Here is a 21200-nt window from a genome sequence, read left to right as displayed (position 1 = left end):
CGGGAGAGCCATTGGTGTTGCGTGTGCTGTGGCCGTTGCTGATCGGCCTGTGTGTGCTCTGGCCGGCGCTTGCGTCGGCCCAGCCGGTACCGCCGACGCCGCGGCAGCTCACCGTGTTCGATGGCCTGCCATCCAACACCGTCAATCGCATGGCCGAGGATCGCTACGGCTATCTGTGGATTGCCACCAATGATGGCCTGGCCCGTTACGACGGCCGCAATTACCGCATCTGGCGTGCCGAGGACGGCCTGCGCGACAACCACGTCTGGAGCGTGCACGTGGATGCGCGAAATCAGCTGTGGATCGGCACGGAGAACGCCGGCCTGGCGATGATGTCGGCCGATCGCCGCGAGATCCGCTTCTACGATCGCGACAGCCATCCGGAAATCGGTAGCAACACGATCTGGAGCGTGGCGTCCACCCCGGACGGTGCGATCTGGTTCGGCACTTACCAGGGCGGCCTGCACCGGCTGGAGCGTGATGGCACGCTGACCCGCTTCATGCCCGAGCCGGGCAATCCACGCAGCCTGCCGGCGGCATCGGTCGGCAATCTGGCCACCACCCTGGATGGCACCTTGTGGATCGGATCCAAAGCCGGCCTGGCGCGCTGGACCGGACACGATTTCGAACCGGTGCCCAGTGCCCAGTTGTCGGCGCGCGTCATCAATGGACTCACCGCCGAGCCCGATGGCAGCCTGTGGATCAGCAGCAATGTCGGGGTGGCGGTGCGCCGCCCGGATGGCCGCTTCGAACCGGCTCCCTGGGCCGTTGCCGATGGCGATCAGATCCTGGGCATGATGTTGCGCGACGAGCAGGGCGGGTATTGGCTGGACACCCGCTCGGGCCTGGGCCGTGCGATGGACGGTCAGTTCCAGCAGGTGCCACTGTACAGCGCGATCGCGCGCGGGCAGGTGCGGCCGAACTGGACCGGCGCTTACGAAGATCGCGAGGGCGGCATCTGGCTGGCCAGCACCAACGGCGGCCTGTGGCATCTGCTGCCGCGATGGTGGCAGTTCTCGGTGCTGTCGCGCCTGGAAGATGACCCGGCCTCGCTGCGCAATGCGTATGTGCTGGGCATGGGCGCAGCCGCCGACGGCGGCGTGTGGACGGTGGGTACGCATGGTGCCCTGGACAAGTTCGACCCGGTCAGCGGGAAGATCGAACAGCACCGGACCTGGGTGGACGGCACGCAATGGCTGCAGTCGGTGCTGGAGGATCCGCGCGGCCAGGTCTGGATCGGATCCTGGGACGCGCTGCTGCGCTATGACCCCCGGCAGAAGCGGATGCGGCGCTGGGGGCGCGACGCGGCGGTGGACGCCACGATGGAGGGCGCGATCGAATCATTGGCGTTGTGCGACGGGCAGCGCCTGTGGACGGCCTCGGCCAACGGGCTGCAGCAGCGCGATCTCGATGGACGGGTCCTGCATCGCGTCGCGCTCGGCCACGCCGGATTGAGCGCTGGCCAGAACGCGCTCGATATCCGGTGCGGTCCCCAGGACCGCCTGTGGGTGGCCACCGGGCGGGGGCTGCTGCAGTGGGTCGCGGCGCGCTCGCGTTTCGAGCCGCTGCCGGGTGGCCCCGCGGCGAGCGTGCATGCGATGGCGCTGGCCGGCGATGACAGTGTCTGGCTTTCCGAGGAAGGCAAGCTCTCGCACTACGGCTGGCAGGGCGATCGGTTGACCCTGCAGGAAGTGATCGGCAGCAGTGCCGGCTACCCCGCGATCACCGCCACCGGCCTGGTGGTGGACCGCCAGGGCGTGGTCTGGGCAGCAAATGCTCGGGGCCTGGTGCGTGTCGATCCGGAGGCGGGCAGCGTGCGCCAATACGGCGTACATGATGGCCTGCCCAGCCAGGAATTTCGCCGCCGCACGCTGACGCTGACCCCGAGTGGTCGGATCGTGGGTGGCACGCCTGCCGGGGTGGTGGTATTCGATCCGGCACAGGTCAAGCCGGCGACGCGACGCGCGCCCCTGGTGATCGAGCGGGTCGAGGTGCGCCGTGGCGAGCGTGTCCTGGACCTGACCCATGCGGTTCCGCTGGACATCGCCGACGGCGACCGCGATCTGCGGATCGTCGCGCGGCTGCTGTCCTTCGCCGATTCCACCTCGAACAACTACCGTTACCGGCTGGCCGGCTACGACCCGGATTGGGTGGAAGTGGGGCCCGGCGGCGAACGCCTGTTCTCGCGCCTGCCGCCGGGCCGCTACCGGCTGGAAATCCAGGCCCGTTCGGCCGACCACATCTGGTCGCGGGTGCAGGTGCTGGAGTTCCGGGTGTTACCGCCGTGGTGGCGCAGCCTGTCGGGCCTGTTGCTGCTGACCTCGGCCGTGTTGCTGCTGCTCAGTCTGTTCGCCTGGTTGTACCGGCGCCGGCTGCAGCGCCGGCATGCGTACCAGTTGGCACTGCAGAAGCAGGAGCTGGCCGAGCAGGCTTCGATGGCCAAGACCCGTTTCCTGGCGAACCTGGGCCATGAGGTGCGCACGCCGATGACCGGGGTGCTGGGCATGAGCGAGCTGCTCTTGTCCTCGCCATTGAACCCCCAGCAGCGCGGCTACACCGAGTCGATCCGCCACGCAGGCGAGCACCTGCTGCATCTGGTCAACGACGCGCTGGACCTGGCCCGGATCGAGTCGGGGCGCCTGGAACTGCAGGCGCAGCCGTTCCAGCTGCAGCGACCGATCGACGACGTCTGCGCGTTGATGGCCGCGCTGGCCGGGCAGAAGGGGCTGCGGTTCGTGGTCGACAACACCTTGCCGGCCGGCACCCGCACGGTCGGTGACGAGCTGCGCGTGCGCCAGATCCTGCTGAACCTGCTGGGCAACGCGGTCAAGTTCACCAGCCACGGCGAAGTACGGTTGACGTTGCGCGCGATCACGGCCGGCCGCGGGTTGCACATCGAGGTATCCGATACCGGACCGGGCATCAGCACCGATCAACAGGAGCGACTGTTCCGCCGCTTCGAGCAGGCCGATGGCGCCCGCACCGCCGCGCAGTACGGGGGCAGCGGGCTGGGTCTGGCGATCTGCCGCGAGCTGGCACTGGCGATGCAGGGGCAGATCGGCGTGCAGAGCCAGCTCGGCGTGGGAACGCGTTTCACGGTGACCCTGCCGTTGCCCCTGGAGCAGGGAACGACCGGCGCGCCGGGCGCGGCCGAGGGCGAGCAGTGGGTATTGCCGCCGCTGCGCATCCTGCTGGTGGAGGACGATCTGACCGTGGCCGAGGTGGTCAGTGGCCTGCTATCGGCGCGTGGCCACCAGGTGGTCCATGCCGAGCACGCATTGGCGGCGCTGCGCGAGGTCAGCGAGGCACCGTTCGAGGTGGTGTTGATGGATCTGGATCTTCCAGGACTGGGCGGCATCGCCTTGGCTGAGCACCTGCGCGGCCAAGGGTTCGAGATGCCGCTGATTGCGGTCACGGCGCGCACCGATCCATCGATCGAGCAGCAGGCCCGCGACGCAGGCTTCGATGCCTTCCTGCGCAAGCCGGTCACCGGCGATCTGCTGGTGGAGGCGATCGCGCGCGTATTGCACGCCACCCGGTAGCAGCGGACCGTTGGTCCGCTGACGGTGCGTGCCCGCCGTTACTCGGCGACTTCCTCAACGTCGCGTGGCGAGGGCCGCGTGTCCGGCAGTTGCCAGAAGATCAGCGTGGAGGTCAGGGTGATGGCGCCGACGCAGACGAAGGTGGCGTGCAGCGCAGCCGTCGCGCCATGCGAAGCATCGAGATGATTGAACGCGGCGAGCAGGCTGCCGGCAGCAGCCGCACCAAAGCCGGTTGCGAGCATCATCACCATCGAAAGAAGACTGTTGCCGGCACTGGCGAAGTCGCGGTCCAGATCGCGCAGGGTCACGGTGTTCATCACGGTGAACTGCAGTGAATTGACGGCACCGAACAGGGCCAGCTGGATGATGCGGATCCACAGCGGCTGGCCGGGCGTCATGAAGATGAAACTGGCCATCGCCAGGCCGACCAGCACGGTATTGACCATGAGCACGCGGCGATAGCCGAAGCGCTCGACGAGCTTGACCGCGTACCGCTTGGAGACCATGCCCGCCGCGGCGACCGGGATCATCAACAGGCCGGCATTCATCGGGCTCATGCCCATGCCGACCTGCAGCAGCAGTGGAATCAGCAGCGGCATGGCGCTGCTGCCGATACGTGAGAACAGGTTGCCGAGGATGCCGATGCGGTAGCTGGGCACGTGGAACAGCGCGAGCGAGAACAGCGGCGCCGTGGAGTTGGCGGCGTGCAGCCAGTAACCGACGAGGGCGGCCAGGCCGGCGACGGTCATGAGCATGACCAGTGCATGCGGGGTGGCCATGCCGGAGATGCCGTCCAGCGCGAGGGACAGTACGACCATGCCGAAGGCCAGCATGAGGTAGCCGGCGATGTCGAAGCGTGTGCGGTGTTCGGCGTAGTGGTCCGGCATGATCTTCATCGCCGCGACGTAGCCGATGATGCCGATCGGCAGGTTGATCAGGAACACCCAGTGCCAGGAGGCGACTTCGACGAGCCAGCCACCCAGGGTGGGGCCGATCAGCGGGCCGATCAGGGCGGGGATGGCGATGAAACTCATGGCGCGAAGGAATTCTTCGCGGGACACCGAGCGCATGACGGCCAGGCGGCCGACCGGCAACAGCATGGCACCACCGATGCCCTGCAGGACGCGGGCACCGACGAGCTGGTGCAGGGTCTGGGCGAGCGCGCAGGCGAGCGAGCCGAGGGTGAACAGGATGATCGCGACAAGGAAGGTGCGTCGTGTGCCGAAGCGGTCGGCGATCCAGCCGGAGGCAGGGATGAAGGTGGCGACGGCCAGGGCGTAGCTGAAGACGACCGACTGCATCTGCAGCGGGCTTTCGCCGAGGCTGCGGGCCATGACAGGCAATGCGGTGTTGACGATGGTGGAGTCCAGCATCTGCATGAAGATGGCCAGCGATACGAGCCACAACAGGGGCCGGATCGAGGCGTAGCTGCTGGTCGTCATGGTGCGGGCCTTCGTCAACGAGGGCGATATGATCGCCGATGTGGGATCAGGGTGTGGTCAAGAGCCGAAGCCGAAGCCGAAGCCGAAGCATCGGCTCGGTCGGTGTCGCGGAGAGGGTGCGGCACGGGTGGGTTTGCGGGTCACGCCGGAAATACGACCAAGGAGGCTCATGTCGCGCCATCCAAGGCGCTCATGGTCCCGCCAACCCACCCGTGCCACACCCATGACCGTTGTCTGGCTGTCAGGGGAAGAGCGGACATGCAGGAAACCAGTCGCTCGTCTGGAATGGATGTAATGCCGGGACTGACATGGGTAGATCCACGCCATGCGTGGATGGCCGCGCGCAGCGCGGCAATGATCGGCACCCATCGCCTGCGGACGGCACGTGTGGTGCGTCTCGAGGGTGGAAACGAGCGCACGCGTCCTGGATGCAGAACGCGCGCGTCGTCAACCATGCCCGGGTAGTGCCGGCCGCTGGCCGGCTACCTGCCGATGGCGATCAGCGTCGGCTCAAGCGGTGTACAGCTTCCACCAGCACCTGGACATGGTCGGGATTCATGTCGGGCGACATGCCGTGGCCAAGGTTGAAGACGTGGCCTTCGCGCGAGCCGCCGTTGCCTTGGGCGTAGCTGTCGAGCACCTGGCCGGCGGCGCGTTCGATGGCGGCGGGATTGCCGTACAGGGTGGTGGGGTCGAGGTTGCCCTGCAGGGCGACGCGGCCGCCTGTGCGGGCGACGGCGTCGGCGAGGTCCAGCGTCCAGTCGACACCGAGGGCGTCCGCGCCGGTGTCGGCGAGGGCGCCGAGATGCAGGCCGGTGCCTTTGCCGAACAGGATCAGCGGGGTGCGTTCGGCACCCTCACCGCGTTCGAGTTCCTGGGCGATGCGGGTCAGGTAGCGCAGGGAAAATTCGCGGTACATGGTGGGGCTGAGTACGCCGCCCCAGGTGTCGAACACCTGCAGGACCTGCGCGCCGGCCGCGCGCTGGGCGGCAAGGTAGGCGATCACCGCGTCGGTGACGACCGAGAGCAGCTGGTGCAGGGCGGCCGGTTCGTTCAGGGCCATCGCCTTGATGCGGGCGAAGTCCTTGCTGCCGCCGCCTTCGACCATGTAGCAGGCCAGCGTCCACGGGCTGCCGGAGAAGCCGATCAAGGGCACACTGCCATCGAGTTCGCGGCGGATCACGCGGACGGCGTCCATCACGTAGCGCAGTTCGGTTTCCATGTCCGGCACGGCCAGCTTGGCGATGGCGGCCGCATCGCGGACGGGGTGGCGGAACTTCGGGCCTTCGCCTTCGACGAAGTACAGCTCCAGGCCCATCGCGTCGGGGATGGTGAGGATGTCCGAGAACAGGATGGCGGCATCGAGGTCGAAGCGGCGCAGCGGCTGCAGGGTGACTTCGCAGGCGATGTCCGGGTTCTTGGCCATCGCCAGGAAGCTGCCGGCCTTGGCGCGGGTGGCGCGGTACTCGGGCAGGTAACGGCCGGCCTGGCGCATCAGCCAGACGGGGGTGCAGTCCACCGGTTCGCGGCGCAGGGCGCGCAGCAGGCGATCATGGCGGGAGGGGCTGGTCACGGAACGCTTCCTTGGGATCTGGTGGCGCGGGGCCGAAGGGGGGTATGGCGGTAGGGCGATGGCGGTGCGATGGCCGCTCAGGGCGGCGGATCACCGCTGGTGTAGGTCACTTCGTAGCCGCGATGCAGGTGCGCGTCGCGCGCCTTCTCGAACGCGGCCAGCGCCAGGTCTTGCTGCAGATGCAGCTCGCGCCGCAGTTGCCCGCGCCCGCCGATCGGGCCAGATTCGAGCAGCAGCTCCCAGCCGCCGAACAGGTCCGGTTGCAGGGTGAGCTGGAGATAGCGGGCCGGATCGGCACCGCGGGCGTGTTGGTGCAGGAAGACGCGCATGCCCCGATTGTAGCCGTGAACGCCGGAGGTGGCCGTCAGCGTTGGGGCAGGTGCGGCGGAAGGTCGCAGGCTCAGCCGGCGGCGAGCACGCGCAGCACGTCGGCCTCGTCGACATCGGCGACCACTTCGGCCCGGCCGATCCCACGCCACAGCACCAGGCGCAGGCGGCCGGCGACGTTCTTCTTGTCCAGCCGCATCCGGGCCAGCAGCGCCTCAGGCTGCAGGCCGGCAGGAATGGCCACCGGCAGTTCGTAGCGCAGCAGCAGCTCGCGCAGCTGGTCGGTGTCGGCGTCCTCGCTCATGCCCAGCCGGGCCGACAGGCGTGCGGCCAGGACCATGCCGACCGCGACGGCTTCGCCGTGGTTGAGGTTGTCGTTGCCTGGTGCGCCGTAGCCCTGTTCGGTTTCGATCGCGTGGCCGAAGGTGTGGCCCAGGTTGAGCAGGGCACGCTCGCCTTTTTCCAGCGGATCGCGCGCCACGATCTCGGCCTTGTGCTCGCAGCTGCGCGCGATGGCCTGGGCCAGCGCGGTGTCGTCGCCGGCCAGCAGCGCGGCGTGTTCGGCCTGCAGCCACTGGAAAAACAACGGGTCGCGGATCGCACCGTATTTGATCACCTCGGCCAGGCCGGCACGCAGCTCACGCGGCGGCAGGGTACGCAGGGCGGCGGTATCGGCGATCACGGCGCGCGGCGGGTGGAAGGCACCGACCAGGTTCTTGCCTTCGGGAATGTCCACTGCGGTCTTGCCCCCGACCGAGGAGTCGACCATCGCCAGCAGTGACGTCGGCAACTGCACGCAGTCCACGCCGCGCATCCAGCAGGCGGCTGCGAAGCCGGCCAGGTCGCCAGCGACGCCGCCACCGAGGGCCATCACGCAGGCATCTCGGGTGGCGCCGAGGGCGGCCAGTGCGGTGATCGCATCGCCGAAGTGGGCCAAGGTCTTGGAGGCTTCGCCGGCCGGCAGCACCAGCGCACCGATCAGCAGATCCGGGCGCGCGGCCAGCAGCGCCGACTTCACTCCGGCCAGATACAGTGGGGCGACCGAGGAATCGCTGAGCAGCAGCACATGGCGGCCGCGCACGTGGCGGGCCAGCAGCTCCCCGTGGCCGAGCAGGCCCGGGCCGATGTGGATGGTGTAGGGGGTGTCGCCGCTGACGGCAACGGTACGCGGGGAGGGGGTCATTCGGGTGTTTCCTGTCGCTGCCACTGCGCGGCCAGGCGCAGCACCAGCTGCGCGGTGGCCTCGGCGGGCGTGTAGAGATCGGTATCCAGGGTGAGATCGGCCAGACCCTGGTAGAGCGGGTCGCGGGCAGCGGCCATGTCGTGCAGGACCTGTTCGCGGTCCGGCCGCTGCAGCAGCGGGCGGCCGCGGTCACGGGCCAGCCGCTCCAGCTGGGCTGGCACGCTGACCCGCAGGTAGACCACGAAACCCCGGCGTGCGATCGCGGCGCGGTTGTCCGGATCCAGCACCGCGCCACCGCCGGTGGAGACCAGTTGGCCGTGGCCGTCCAGCAGGGCGTGCAGGACCTGGCGCTCGTGCTGGCGGAAGCCGGCCTCCCCGGAGTGTTCGAAGATCGCCGGAATGCTGGCGCCGGTGCTGTCCACGATGGCCTGGTCGGCGTCCACGAAGTCCAGCGTGAAGCGCTCGGCCAGCCGGCGCCCGATGCAGGTTTTGCCGGCGCCCATCGGGCCAATCAGGATGAGGTTCGGCGCGGGATTCATTACCCTCGATCCTAACATCTCCGTGCCATCGCCTTTACGTGCCGGCCCCCATGGTGGGCCGGCGCGGACTCTCCCGCGCGCCACCGGAGTGCCCCATGTCCGTCGCCAAAATCATCGAGATCAACGCGTCCTCCAAGACCAGCGTCGAGGACGCGGTACGCAGCGGCCTGAAGAAGGTGGCCGAGACGGTCAAGGGCATCCAGGGCGCCTGGATCAATGAAACCAAGGTCGTCACCGATGGCGAGGGCAACATCACCGAATGGCGGGTGAATCTGCGGGTGACCTTCCTGGTCGGCTGAGTGCTGCGTTTCCGTCGATGCCGCGGTCAGCGCGGCGCGACGATCCGGCGCTGTTCGTCCAGTGCGATCACCGTATCGGCCAGCGCCGGCAACGTACGCAGCGCCTGCCGGCTGACCCGTTCGTAGTACTGCACGAAGCGCTCCAGCTGGGCGCGGCTCATGCTGCTGCGGTCGGGTTGGGCGGCCTGCAGGTTCTGCTCCTGCTGCCAGCGCCAGCGCGGGATCACCGAGAAGTCCGGCGGCTGGAGGAACCACAGCCGGTCGCAACGCTGCCACAGCGCGGGGTAGTCCTGCGCGAGCGCGTGATTGCACCAGCGGCGCCAGCGGCCGTCGGCATCGGCGTCGCGCTCGAGTGCGTTGAGCGGTGGATCCAGGTCGGCCTCGTCCTGTGCCGGCGTGCCCAGGAACCAGCCTTCGAACACCAGCAGGTCGAGCGGGCCGTCGAGGCGCGGCCAGTCCTTTTCGGGCAGGCGCTCGTCGGCCAGTTTGTCGAAACGGGGCAGGGCGACCGGGCCGCCGGCCGCGACCGCGTCCAAGGTGGCATGGGCCAGGGCCAGATCGTGGGTGCCCGGCGGGCCGCGGGTCAGCAGCAGCGGGTGCACCTGCCGCGCCAGACGTTGGCGCTGGGCACGGGTGAGGTACACATCGTCGATGGAGAGCATGGCCGCGCGCAGGCCGCGCGATGCCGCCAATGCGACCACCTGGGCCGCCAGCGTCGATTTGCCGCTCCCCTGCAGGCCGCTGATCGCCAATACTGGAACGGCCGCGCCGCAGTTCAGCGCGTCGTCAAGCGCCTGCGCGACCAGTGCATCCGGAAAACCTTTCGTCGGGGGCATGTACGCAGGTGCAGGCATGCAGCGACAATAAACCCAAACCGCGTGACAAGAAAACCGCCATGACCGATCTGTATGCCGAAGCGTTGTCCACCTTTGCCGGGCTGTTCGAAGAAGCCAAGGCAAGCCGCGAAGTCGAACCGAATGCGATGACGGTGGCCACGGCCGACCCGAACGGCCAGCCCTCCGCGCGGACCGTGTTGCTGAAGGCGTTCGACGAGCGCGGCTTCGTGTTCTATACCCATCTGGACAGCCACAAGGGGCGTGAACTGCAGGCCAATCCACGCGCCGCGCTGCTGTTCCTGTGGCGCAGCCTGCGCGAAGCCGGCATCCAGGTGCGGATCGAAGGCTTGGTGGAGAAGGTCAGCGACGCCGAGGCCGATGCGTACTTCGCTTCGCGCCCGCGCATGAGCCAGATCGGCGCCTGGGCGTCACTGCAATCGAAGACGCTGGCCTCGCGCGAAGCATTCGACGCACGCGTGGCGGCCACCGAGGCCAGCTTCGAGGGCCGCGACGTGCCGCGTCCGGACGGCTGGAGCGGCCTGCGCGTGGTGCCGCAGCGGATCGAGTTCTGGTACGGCGCGCAGTTCCGTCTGCACGAGCGCTGGTGCTATGAGACCGGTGTGGACGGGCAGTGGAGCAAGCGGATGTTGTTCCCGTGAACGCCGCCGCGCCGGTCATCCGGCACGCGACGCGTGTGGACGCCACGGCGTGGGCAAGCCTGCGGCGGGGTCTGTGGCCTGATGCCGATGAGACGCTGGGGGAGCTCCAGGACGCCCTGGCTGACGCCGACGCTGCCGTCTTCCTGGCCTGCGCCGATGCAGCGGTCGGATTTGCCGAGGTGCGGCTCCGGCACGACTACGTCAACGGAACCGAGACCACGCCGGTCGGCTTCCTGGAAGGCTGGTACGTGCAGCCGGACTGGCAGGGACGTGGCCTGGGCCGCGCGCTGCTGGCGGCGGCCAAGGCGTGGACGCGCGCAAAGGGCTGCAGTGAGCTGGCCTCCGACAGCCGGCTTGAAGACGTGACTGCCCAGGCGGCGCACCGGGCCTGTGGATTCGAGGAAACCGAGCGCGTGGTGTATTTCCGGCTGCCGCTGGATCCGGCTGGCTGACGCGCGGTCTGTTCAACCCACCGACCCCTCGCGCAGCCACCGCCACAGCGTTGTCCGCGATACGCCCAGCAGCGCGCACGCCTGCTCGCGGTTGCCGCCGCAGTCGGCCAGCAACCGCCGCAGCGCGGCCGCATCCGGTCGCGCCGTTGACGCAGCAGTGAGGGCTGCCGGGGTGCCGCCGCCTGGAACCGCCAGTGGCCGCTGCGCCGCGTGCAGTTCCGGCAACCACTGCAGCATCTGCGGCAACGTCAGCGCGCCCGGCTGTTGCTGCCAGTGGATGCGCAGGCGATCGACCATGTTGCGCAGCTCACGCACGTTGCCCGGCCAGGCGTAGTCGCGCAGCCGCGCGAGCGCCTCCGGCGAGAGCGGCGAATCCGTATCCGCGAGCTGCCGGAAGAAGTGGCTCACCAGCAAGGGCACATCCGCGCGCCGGTCGCGCAGCGTCGGCAGCGCGATGCGCAGCGCGGCCAGGCGGTAGTACAGATCGCGGCGGAAGCGTTGTGTGTCCACCAGCGATTCCAGCGTCTGCAGCGTGGCCGCGACCACGCGCACGTCCACCGGCGTCGGCTCGGTAGCGCCCACGCGCAGCACTTCGCGCTCTTCCAGTACCCGCAGCAGCCGGGTCTGCAACGGCAGCGGAAGTTCGCCGATTTCATCGAGGAACAAGGTGCCGCCCTCGGCGGCTTCGACCAGACCGACACGACCGCCACGACGTGCGCCGGTGAAGGCGCCTTCGTTGTAACCGAACAGTTCGGCCTCCAGCAGTGACTCGCTGATCGCCCCGCAGTTCAGCGCGACGAAACGGCCCCGGCGGCCGCTGGCGGTATGCAGTTGCCGCGCCACCAGCTCCTTGCCGGTGCCGGTCGCGCCGGTCACCAGCACGGTGCTGTCGTACGGGGCGTACAGCGCGATGTGCTCGCGCACCTGCTGCATCGGCGCGCTGTCACCGAGCAGGGCGTGGTCGTCATCCCGGCGCTTGGCCGGTGCCCGCCGCCGCAGTGACGATGCCCCGGAACGGGCCAGGGTCTGGGTCAGCTCCAAGGCATGTTCGAAGGCTTGCCGCACCGAATCGGCCGAGTACAGCAGCACCCCGGGCAGGCCGACCTGCTCGGCATGGTCGATCGCCATGCCGGTGCCGACGATCACCTCGATGCCGTTGGCACGCAGATCGGCGATGCAGTCGCGCGCATCCTCACGGGTGACGAAGCGGCGGTGCTCGATGTCCAGCCCGAAGCTGTGCTGGAAGCTGCCGAACGTCGGCACGTCGGTGGCATGCGTGACCAGACCGATCCGCGGGGCGATCCGGCGCGCGCGCGCCAGCGCTTCCATCAGATCGAAGCCATTGGCCTGGATCGGGACCAGCGGCACCTCCAGCCGGCTGCGCAGGTAGGCCGCGTTCGAACCACCGGCGATCACCACATCGCAGTGTTCGCGGCGCAGGCGCTGGCCGATGACATCCACTGCCTCCTCGAAACCAAGGTTGATCGGCACGATGCGGGCGCGGCGGTCGAACTCGGGAATCACATCCCCCAGCAGTCCGGTCAGGCGCGACACGCTGACGGTCCAGATCACCGGCAGTTGGCCGGCATCGGGATCGGACAGGCGGGCGCGGTGGCGGGGCAGGCTGATCGACATGAGGCTGTTTCAATGGTTCAGTTTCAGCCATGTTACAGATGTTTCAATGTTTCAAGGTGAAACGTCGCAGTCACCTCGCTGCCTCAATGAAATCAAACACTTGTCACCTGGCACGGCCTTTGCGCCTATCAACGGGTCAATCACGATGGAATGTCGCATGAGCACCCCCGTTTCTTCCGCTGGCGCCCGTTTCCGCGCCGCACTGGCCGCCGAATCGCCGTTGCAGGTGATCGGCGCGATCAACGCCAACCACGCGCTGCTGGCCAAGCGCGCCGGCTACCGGGCGATCTACCTCTCCGGCGGCGGCGTCGCGGCCGGCTCGCTGGGCCTGCCGGACCTGGGCATCAACACCCTGGAAGACGTGCTGATCGACGTGCGACGTATCACCGATGTGTGCGACCTGCCGCTGATGGTGGATATCGACACCGGTTTCGGTCCGAGCGCGTTCAACATCGCGCGTACGGTCAAGTCGCTGATCAAGGCCGGCGCGGCCGCCTGCCATATCGAAGACCAGGTCGGCGCCAAGCGCTGCGGTCACCGCCCGGGCAAGGAGATCGTGTCGCAGGGCGAGATGGTGGACCGGGTCAAGGCCGCCGCCGATGCCAAGACCGATCCGGACTTCTTCCTGATCGCACGCACCGATGCCATCCAGGTCGATGGCGTGGATGCCGCGATCGAACGCGCCATCGCCTGCGTCGAGGCCGGTGCCGATGGCATCTTCGCCGAGGCCGCCTACGATCTGGATACCTACCGCCGCTTCGTCGATGCGGTGAAGGTGCCGGTGCTGGCCAACATCACCGAGTTCGGCGCCACGCCGCTGTTCAGCCGCGACGAGCTGGCCTCGGCCGGCGTCGCCATCCAGCTGTTCCCGCTATCCGCGTTCCGCGCTGCCAACAAGGCGGCAGAGAACGTGTATGAGACCATCCGCCGCGAGGGCCACCAGCGTAATGTGGTGGAGGCGATGCAGACCCGCGAGGAACTCTACGACCGTATCGGTTACCACGCCTTCGAGCAGCAGCTCGATGCGTTGTTCGCCGCCAAGAAGTAAGACCGCACACTGTTTTCTGGAGGGATCATGAGCGACACCACTACCGCCCCCGGCTTCAAGCCGAAGAAATCCGTCGCCCTGTCGGGCACCGCCGCCGGCAACACCGCGCTGTGCACCGTCGGCCGCAGCGGCAACGACCTGCATTACCGCGGGTATGACATCGCCGATCTGGCCAACACCAGCGAGTTCGAGGAAATCGCGCATCTGCTGGTCCATGGCAAGCTGCCGACCCGCGCCGAGCTGGTCGCCTACAAGACCAAGCTGAAGTCGCTGCGTGGCATCCCGGCCGCGGTCAAGGCCGCGCTGGAAGAACTGCCGCCGTCGGCGCACCCGATGGACGTGATGCGTACCGGCGTCTCCGTGCTCGGCTGCGTGTCGCCGGAGAAGGACGACCACAACCATCCCGGCGCGCGCGATATCGCCGACAAGCTGATGGCCTGCCTGGGTTCGATGCTGCTGTACTGGTACCACTGGAGCCACAACGGTCGTGCGATCGATGTGGAAACCGATGATGACTCCATCGGTGGCCACTTCCTGCACCTGCTGCACGGCGAGAAGCCGCAGGATTCGTGGGTCAAGGCGATGCATACCTCGCTGATCCTGTACGCCGAGCACGAGTTCAACGCCTCGACCTTCGCCTGCCGCGTCATCGCCGGCACCGGCAGCGACATGTACAGCGCGATCACCGGCGGCATCGGTGCGCTGCGCGGTCCCAAGCACGGTGGCGCCAATGAAGTGGCCTTCGAAGTGCAGAAGCGCTACGACAGCCCCGACGATGCCGAGGCCGACATCAAGGCCCGCGTGGAGCGCAAGGAAGTCGTGATCGGTTTCGGCCACCCGGTCTACACCGTCAGCGATCCGCGCAACAGCATCATCAAGGACGTCGCGCGCGATCTGTCCGCCGAGCAGCAGAACGTCAAGATGTACGACATCGCCGAGCGCCTGGAATCGGTGATGTGGGACATCAAGAAGATGTTCCCGAACCTGGACTGGTTCAGCGCGGTCAGCTACCACATGATGGGCGTGCCGACGGCGATGTTCACTCCGTTGTTCGTGATCGCACGCACCTCCGGTTGGAGCGCGCACATCATCGAGCAGCGCATCGACGGCAAGATCATCCGCCCGAGTGCGAACTACACCGGCCCGGAAGACCAGGCCTTCGTGCCGATCGACCAGCGCAAGTAAGACAGACGTACCGCACCCGTTCGCGGGTGCCTTGCGGACCAGGCCGGCGCGATGCCGGTCTGCTCCGTTGCGGCGTCGCTACTCCTTCTTCGCCGGTGTCACGACGCCCCGGCCCGCCAACAAGCAGCTATCGCCAGCCATGAATACTCAGTACCGCAAGAACCTCCCCGGCACCGCGCTGGACTATTTCGATACCCGGGCCGCGGTCGACGCGCTCCAGCCCGGCGCCTATGCCACGCTGCCGTATACCTCGCGCGTGCTGGCCGAAAACCTGGTGCGCCGCTGCGACCCGGCCACCCTGGATGCGTCACTGCGGCAGCTGATCGAGCGCCGCCAGGACCTGGATTTCCCGTGGTTCCCGGCCCGCGTGGTGTGCCATGACATTCTCGGCCAGACCGCCCTGGTCGATCTGGCCGGCCTGCGCGATGCCATCGCCGATGCCGGCGGTGACCCGGCGCAGATCAATCCGGTAGTGCCGACCCAGCTGATCGTGGATCACTCGCTGGCGGTGGAATTCCCCGGCTTCGACAAGGCCGCGTTCGAGAAGAACCGCGCCGTCGAGGACCGCCGCAATGAAGACCGGTTCCACTTCATCAACTGGACCAAGAAGGCGTTCAAGAACGTCGACGTGATTCCGCCGGGCAACGGGATCATGCACCAGATCAATCTGGAGAAGATGTCGCCGGTCGTGCAGGTGCGCGAGGGTGTGGCCTTCCCGGATACCTGCGTCGGCACCGACAGCCATACCCCGCATGTGGACGCGCTGGGGGTTATCGCGATCGGCGTGGGCGGCCTGGAAGCGGAGAGCGTCATGCTCGGCCGTGCGTCCTGGATGCGCCTGCCCGACATCATCGGCGTGGAGCTGACCGGCCGACCGCAGCCGGGCATCACCTGCACCGACGTGGTGCTGGCGCTGACCGAGTTCCTGCGCAAGGAGCGCGTGGTGGGGGCGTGGATCGAGTTCTACGGGGAGGGCGCCAACGCGCTGACCATCGGTGACCGCGCCACCATCTCCAACATGACGCCGGAGTTCGGCGCCACCGCGGCGATGTTCTACATCGACCAGCAGACCCTGGACTACCTGCGCCTGACCGGCCGCGAAGATGCCCAGGTCGCGCTGGTGGAAACCTACGCCAAGGCCACCGGCCTGTGGGCCGACGACCTGGTCACCGCGCAGTACGAGCGCGTGCTGCAGTTCGACCTCTCCACCGTGGTGCGCAACATGGCCGGCCCGTCCAACCCGCACAAGCGTGTGGCGACGACCGACCTGGCTGCGCGCGGCATCGCCGATGAAGGCAAGCTGGCCTCGGGCAGGCAGGAACAGGCCGATGGCCTGATGCCCGATGGCGCGGTGATCATCGCCGCGATCACCAGCTGCACCAACACCAGCAACCCGCGCAATGTGATCTCCGCGGCATTGCTGGCGCGCAACGCCAACCGCGCCGGCCTGACCCGCAAGCCGTGGGTGAAGAGCTCGCTGGCGCCCGGTTCCAAGGCCGTGCAGCTGTATCTGGAAGAAGCCGGCCTGCTGACCGAACTGGAGCAGATGGGCTTTGGCATCGTGGCCTTTGCCTGCACCACCTGCAACGGCATGAGCGGCGCGCTGGACCCGAAGATCCAGCAGGAAGTGATCGATCGCGACCTGTATGCCACCGCCGTGCTCTCGGGCAACCGCAACTTCGACGGCCGCATCCACCCGTACGCCAAGCAGGCCTTCCTGGCCTCGCCGCCGCTGGTGGTGGCCTATGCGATCGCTGGCACGGTGCGCTTCGATATTGAAAAGGATGCGCTCGGCCATGATGCCGACGGCAACGCGATCACGCTGAAGGATCTGTGGCCGAGCGATGCCGAGATCGACGCGGTGGTCAAGGCCTGCGTCAAGCCGGAACAGTTCCGCAAGGTCTACGACCCGATGTTCACCTTCAAGGTGGAGCACGGCGCCCCGATCAGCCCGCTGTACGACTGGCGCCCGCAGAGCACCTACATCCGCCGCCCGCCTTACTGGGAAGGCGCGCTTGCCGGTGCCCGCAGCCTGACCGGCATGCGACCGCTGGCCGTGCTCGGCGACAACATCACCACCGACCACCTTTCGCCGTCCAACGCGATCATGGCCAGCAGCGCGGCCGGCGAGTACCTGGCGAAGATGGGCCTGCCCGAGGAAGACTTCAATTCCTACGCGACCCACCGCGGTGACCACCTCACCGCGCAGCGCGCGACGTTCGCCAACCCGAAGCTGATCAATGAAATGGCCGTGATCGATGGCCAGGTCACGCAGGGCTCGCTGGCGCGCGTGGAGCCGGAAGGCCAGGTCACCCGCATGTGGGAAGCGATCGAAACCTACATGGGCCGCAAGCAGCCGCTGATCATCATCGCCGGTGCCGATTACGGCCAGGGCAGCTCGCGTGACTGGGCCGCCAAGGGCGTGCGTCTGGCCGGTGTGGAAGCGATCGCCGCCGAAGGCTTCGAGCGCATCCACCGCACCAACCTGATCGGCATGGGCGTGCTGCCGCTGGAGTTCAAGGAAGGCGTCAACCGCAAGACCCTGGGCATCGATGGCACTGAAACCTTCGACGTGCTCGGCGATCGCGTGCCGCGTGCCGAACTCACCCTGGTCATCCATCGTCGCAACGGTGAGCAGCTGCGGGTGCCGGTCACCTGCCGGCTGGATACCGCTGAAGAAGTCTCGATCTACGAGGCCGGCGGCGTGCTGCAGCGGTTCGCCCAGGACTTCCTGGAATCGGCGCAGGCGATGTGACGGTATGCCAGGCCCGCCCGCGAGGTGCGGGCCTGGCGCGTCGCTGGCATGGGGCCATCGGCGCGTAGGTTCCACAATACCCGGGACAGGCGGCCGCACGGGCGCGGTGTCGCTGCGGATGAGCCAGCTGATCCTGCTGATGGACATCTCCACCATCGTGTTCGCCTTCGCCTTCGCCATGCGCCTGCGTCTGGGCTGGCCGTTGCTGCTGCTGGCCGTGGTCAGCGGAAGCACCAAGCTGATCATCCTGTGGCTGTTCCGCTGGGAACGTCGTAGTGCGGCGGCCAAATAGTGGAGCGGCGGGATGAACGAGGCGGAGTTGCGATCAATGGGATGTAGGTGCACACTTTTATGGCAAAAATTGCCAAAGAGGTCTGATCATGGCCACGATGAACATCTCGCTCACCGATCCGCTCAAACAGTTTGTCGATGAGGAAGTAAGCCAGGGGGGGTACTCCAGTACGTCCGACTACGTGCGCGACCTGATCCGCCAGCGCCAGCGGCAAAAGGCCGAAGAGCTGCTGCGCCGGTTGATTGCGGAGGGCTTGGCGTCTGGCCCAAGTGCCCCGGTCACCTCGGCAACTTTCGAGCGGATGCGCGGTGACCTGGCAGAGCGGTTGGATCGTGAAGCGGATTGAGTGGCGACCACGCGCGGAACAGGACGTGGCCGACGCTGCGCTCTGGTTCGCGCGTCAGGGAGGGTTGGTGCTGGGCGAACGGTTCATCGCGACGGTGGATGCCACACTGCTGCGGATCGCGGCATGTCCTGGGGCAGGGTCCGCTCGGCACGCTTGGGTCAGCGATGACCTGCCGGTCCCACTGCGATTCGTGATCTTGCCCGTCTTTGATCGCTATCTGGTCTATTACCTTGACCTTCCGGACCGCGTTGACATCCTTCGCGTCTGGGATACCTCGCGCGGGCTCGATGCATTGATGGATCAGACGCCCTGACCGTCCTCCGGTGCACGCAGCGCCATTCAAGCGGATGACGCATCCGCTCGTCCCCATCCATCCTGCACGGACATGATTTCATGACCCATCTCCCCCAGCTCCGCATTCCCGCCACCTACCTGCGCGGTGGCACCAGCAAGGGTGTGTTCTTCAAGCTGAGCGACCTGCCTGCCGCCGCGCAGGTGCCGGGCCCGGCCCGCGATGCGCTGCTGATGCGCGTGATCGGCTCGCCCGACCCGTATGCCAAGCACACCGATGGCATGGGCGGCGCGACCTCCAGCACCAGCAAGTGCGTGATCATCTCCGCGCCGTCGGTGCCGGAGCACGACGTGGATTATCTGTACGGCCAGGTGGCGATCGAGACGGCATTTGTCGACTGGAGTGGCAACTGCGGCAACCTCAGCACGGCGGTGGGCCCGTTCGCGATCAGCAACGGAATGATCGATCCGGCGCGGATTCCGCACAACGGCCTGTGCACCGTGCGGATCTGGCAGGCCAACATCGGCAAGACCATCCTGGCGCACGTGCCGATCGTGGAGGGCCAGGTGCAGGAGGACGGCGATTTCGACCTTGATGGCGTGACCTTCCCGGCCGCGGAGATCCAGCTGGAGTTCCTGGATCCCTCCGATGATGGCGAGGGCGGGACGATGTTCCCGACCGGTAATCTGGTCGACACGCTCGACGTGCCCGGCGTGGGCAGCTTCCAGGCCACGATGATCACCGCCGGCATTCCCACCATCTTCCTCAACGCGGCTGATCTGGGCTACACCGGCACCGAACTGCAGCCGGCGATCAACGAGGACAAGGCCGCCCTGGCGCGTTTCGAAGCGATCCGCGCGCACGGCGCGGTGCGCATGGGGCTGATCGAGACCATCGAGCAGGCCGCGACCCGTCAGCACACACCGAAGGTCGCCTTCGTCGCCCCGGCGCAGGACTACGTGTCCTCCAGTGGCAAGCAGATCGCCGCGGGCGAGATCGACCTGCACGCGCGCGCGCTGTCCATGGGCAAGCTGCACCACGCGATGATGGGCACCGCCGCAGTCGCCATCGGCACTGCCGCCGCGATCCCGGGCACGCTGGTGAACCTGGCCGCCGGTGGCGGTGAGCGTGAATCGGTGAGCTTCGGTCATCCCTCCGGCACGTTGCGCGTGGGCGCGCAGGCGGCGCTCGTTGACGGTCAGTGGACGGTCACCAAGGCCATCATGAGCCGCAGTGCCCGCGTCTTGATGGACGGTGCGGTAAGGGTGCCTGCCACCACCTTGTAAGTCCCAACAGGAGAATCGCGATGTCCGGTCATGACAGCCACAGCAACCAGCGCCCGCCATGGGACACGGTCCTGACCGACATCGTCGATTACGTCCGCGACTACCCGGTCAGCTCGCCGCTGGCGTACACCACCGCGCGGCACTGCCTGATCGATACGCTGGGCTGCGGGTTGGCGGCGCTATCGTTCCCGGCCTGCAGCAAGCTGCTCGGGCCGCTGGTGCCCGGCATGCAGGTGATCAACGGCGCCCGGGTGCCAGGGACGCGCTTCGAGCTGGATCCGGTGCAGGGCGCCTTCAACATCGGCGCGATGATCCGCTGGCTGGATTTCAACGACACCTGGCTGGCCGCGGAGTGGGGGCATCCCTCCGACAACCTCGGCGGCATCCTGGCTACCGCCGACTGGCTCAGCCGCAATGCCGAGGCGCTGCGCCGGGCGCCACTGACCATGCGCGATGTGCTGGAGGCGATGATCAAGGCGCATGAAATCCAGGGTTGCCTGGCGTTGGAGAATGCGTTCAACCGGGTCGGGCTGGATCATGTGGTGCTGGTCAAGGTCGCCTCCACCGCGGTGGTGTCACACCTGCTTGGTCTGGATCGTGAGCGCATGCTCAATGCGCTGTCGCTGGCCTGGGTGGATGGGCAGTCGCTGCGCACCTACCGGCACGCGCCCAACACCGGCTCGCGCAAGAGCTGGGCGGCCGGTGATGCCACCAGCCGTGCGGTGCGCCTGTCGCTGATGGCCGCGGCCGGTGAGATGGGCTATCCCAGCGCGCTGACCGCGCCGACCTGGGGCTTCTACGATGTCTCCTTCGGCGGGCAGCCGTTCCGCTTCCAGCGGCCGTACGGCAGCTACGTGATGGAGAACGTGCTGTTCAAGATCAGCTATCCGGCCGAGTTCCATGGCCAGACGGCGGTCGAAGCGGCGATGCAGGTGCATGCGCAGATGCGCGCCAGCGGCAAACGCAGCGAAGACATCGCGCAGATCACCCTGCGCACCCAGCAGGCCTGCCTGCGCATCATCGACAAACCCGGCCCGCTGCATAACCCGGCCGACCGCGATCACTGCGTGCAGTACATGGTGGCGATCGGCCTGATCTTCGGCCGGCTGGTTGCCGAGGACTACGAGGACGACGTGGCGGCCGATCCGCGCATCGATCCGCTGCGGGCGACGATCACCTGCGTGGAAGAGCCGCAGTTCACGGCCGACTACCTGGACCCGGACAAGCGCAGCATCGCCAACGCGCTGCACGTGACCTTCGCCGATGGCAGCACGATGGAGGCCGTGGTCGAGTACCCGCTGGGCCACGCCCGGCGCCGGGCCGAGGGCATCCCGCTGCTGGAGGACAAGTTCCGCCGGCACCTGGCCGGGGTGTTCCCGACCGTGCAGCAGCGCCGGATCATCGAGGCGTCGCTGGACCCGGTCGCGCTGGAAGCGATGCCGGTGCACGAGTACGTCGACCTCTACGTCGCCGGGTAGAGCCGACCGTTGGTCGGCTGCCCTTAGCGAT

19 protein-coding genes are annotated in these 21200 nt (G+C 67.6%); 12 read left to right on the top strand and 7 right to left on the bottom strand.

Annotated elements, in window-relative coordinates; translation table 11 throughout:
• The first annotated feature begins 11 nt into the window (after positions 1 to 11).
• Positions 12 to 3542, top strand: coding sequence for an ATP-binding protein (locus tag ABE422_RS10025; RefSeq protein WP_346482899.1), 3531 nt, complete (start codon positions 12 to 14; stop codon positions 3540 to 3542).
• Positions 3543 to 3580: 38 nt separating this feature from the next.
• Here the strand turns inward: ABE422_RS10025 and mdtD are convergent, their stop codons facing one another.
• From mdtD to ABE422_RS10000, 5 genes are all read right to left on the bottom strand, one after another.
• Complete coding sequence (gene mdtD / locus ABE422_RS10020) at positions 3581 to 4984, bottom strand: multidrug transporter subunit MdtD (protein ID WP_346482898.1); 1404 nt, start codon at positions 4982 to 4984, stop codon at positions 3581 to 3583.
• 499 nt (positions 4985 to 5483) lie between these two features.
• A complete protein-coding gene (gene hemE / locus ABE422_RS10015) occupies positions 5484 to 6557 on the bottom strand; it encodes a uroporphyrinogen decarboxylase (RefSeq protein ID WP_313210958.1) in 1074 nt (357 codons plus the stop codon).
• 77 nt (positions 6558 to 6634) lie between these two features.
• Positions 6635 to 6886: a WGR domain-containing protein gene (locus ABE422_RS10010; protein WP_313210956.1), complete on the bottom strand. Its 252-nt coding sequence runs from the start codon at positions 6884 to 6886 to the stop codon at positions 6635 to 6637.
• A 71-nt stretch (positions 6887 to 6957) separates the two neighbouring features.
• Positions 6958 to 8067 carry a 3-dehydroquinate synthase gene (aroB, locus tag ABE422_RS10005; RefSeq protein WP_313219137.1) on the bottom strand — a complete coding sequence of 370 codons (1110 nt, stop codon included), beginning with the start codon at positions 8065 to 8067 and terminating at the stop codon, positions 6958 to 6960.
• Positions 8064 to 8606, bottom strand: a complete 543-nt coding sequence (locus ABE422_RS10000) for a shikimate kinase (protein ID WP_313210952.1) — start codon at positions 8604 to 8606, stop codon at positions 8064 to 8066. Before ABE422_RS10000 ends, aroB begins: the two co-directional genes overlap by 4 nt.
• Positions 8607 to 8701: 95 nt before the next feature.
• Here ABE422_RS10000 and ABE422_RS09995 point away from each other — a divergent pair, with 95 nt between their 5' ends.
• Positions 8702 to 8905 carry a dodecin family protein gene (locus ABE422_RS09995; protein ID WP_123730473.1) on the top strand — a complete coding sequence of 68 codons (204 nt, stop codon included), beginning with the start codon at positions 8702 to 8704 and terminating at the stop codon, positions 8903 to 8905.
• Between the two features lie 26 nt (positions 8906 to 8931).
• On the opposite strand, the gene ABE422_RS09990 is transcribed toward ABE422_RS09995, so the two are convergent.
• Entirely contained in the window at positions 8932 to 9759 is an 828-nt protein-coding gene (locus ABE422_RS09990) for a kinase (protein WP_313210949.1), read from the bottom strand.
• Between the two features lie 41 nt (positions 9760 to 9800).
• Between ABE422_RS09990 and pdxH the strand changes: the two genes are divergently transcribed.
• Positions 9801 to 10400: a pyridoxamine 5'-phosphate oxidase gene (pdxH, locus tag ABE422_RS09985; protein ID WP_346482897.1), complete on the top strand. Its 600-nt coding sequence runs from the start codon at positions 9801 to 9803 to the stop codon at positions 10398 to 10400.
• Positions 10397 to 10852 carry an aminoglycoside 6'-N-acetyltransferase gene (gene aac(6') / locus ABE422_RS09980; RefSeq protein WP_313210945.1) on the top strand — a complete coding sequence of 152 codons (456 nt, stop codon included), beginning with the start codon at positions 10397 to 10399 and terminating at the stop codon, positions 10850 to 10852. Before pdxH ends, aac(6') begins: the two co-directional genes overlap by 4 nt.
• 12 nt (positions 10853 to 10864) lie before the next feature.
• Here aac(6') and prpR read toward each other — a convergent pair whose 3' ends face one another.
• Positions 10865 to 12487: a propionate catabolism operon regulatory protein PrpR gene (gene prpR, locus ABE422_RS09975; RefSeq protein ID WP_346482896.1), complete on the bottom strand. Its 1623-nt coding sequence runs from the start codon at positions 12485 to 12487 to the stop codon at positions 10865 to 10867.
• A gap of 157 nt (positions 12488 to 12644) precedes the next feature.
• Between prpR and prpB the strand changes: the two genes are divergently transcribed.
• The 8 genes from prpB to ABE422_RS09935 all read left to right on the top strand — a co-directional run bounded on the left by prpB (position 12645) and on the right by ABE422_RS09935 (position 21169).
• Positions 12645 to 13535 carry a methylisocitrate lyase gene (gene prpB / locus ABE422_RS09970; protein ID WP_070425708.1) on the top strand — a complete coding sequence of 297 codons (891 nt, stop codon included), beginning with the start codon at positions 12645 to 12647 and terminating at the stop codon, positions 13533 to 13535.
• A 27-nt stretch (positions 13536 to 13562) separates the two neighbouring features.
• Entirely contained in the window at positions 13563 to 14720 is a 1158-nt protein-coding gene (gene prpC, locus ABE422_RS09965; protein WP_088432970.1) for a 2-methylcitrate synthase, read from the top strand.
• 139 nt (positions 14721 to 14859) lie between these two features.
• Positions 14860 to 17475, top strand: coding sequence for a Fe/S-dependent 2-methylisocitrate dehydratase AcnD (gene acnD / locus ABE422_RS09960; protein ID WP_346481434.1), 2616 nt, complete (start codon positions 14860 to 14862; stop codon positions 17473 to 17475).
• A gap of 118 nt (positions 17476 to 17593) precedes the next feature.
• Positions 17594 to 17767, top strand: coding sequence for a hypothetical protein (locus ABE422_RS09955; protein WP_346482895.1), 174 nt, complete (start codon positions 17594 to 17596; stop codon positions 17765 to 17767).
• An 88-nt stretch (positions 17768 to 17855) separates the two neighbouring features.
• Complete coding sequence (locus tag ABE422_RS09950) at positions 17856 to 18113, top strand: type II toxin-antitoxin system ParD family antitoxin (RefSeq protein ID WP_346482894.1); 258 nt, start codon at positions 17856 to 17858, stop codon at positions 18111 to 18113.
• A 25-nt stretch (positions 18114 to 18138) separates the two neighbouring features.
• Positions 18139 to 18426 (top strand): type II toxin-antitoxin system RelE/ParE family toxin, encoded by a 288-nt coding sequence (locus ABE422_RS09945; RefSeq protein WP_346482893.1) that lies wholly within the window; start codon positions 18139 to 18141, stop codon positions 18424 to 18426.
• 80 nt (positions 18427 to 18506) lie between these two features.
• A complete protein-coding gene (prpF, locus tag ABE422_RS09940; protein WP_313210931.1) occupies positions 18507 to 19691 on the top strand; it encodes a 2-methylaconitate cis-trans isomerase PrpF in 1185 nt (394 codons plus the stop codon).
• 20 nt (positions 19692 to 19711) lie between these two features.
• Complete coding sequence (locus ABE422_RS09935) at positions 19712 to 21169, top strand: bifunctional 2-methylcitrate dehydratase/aconitate hydratase (protein ID WP_070471381.1); 1458 nt, start codon at positions 19712 to 19714, stop codon at positions 21167 to 21169.
• Positions 21170 to 21200 lie beyond the last annotated feature (31 nt).

The organism is Stenotrophomonas sp. TWI1151 (assembly GCF_039673135.1).
In the GTDB taxonomy this organism is placed as follows: domain Bacteria; phylum Pseudomonadota; class Gammaproteobacteria; order Xanthomonadales; family Xanthomonadaceae; genus Stenotrophomonas.
This window is presented reverse-complemented; position numbering and strand designations above follow the sequence as displayed.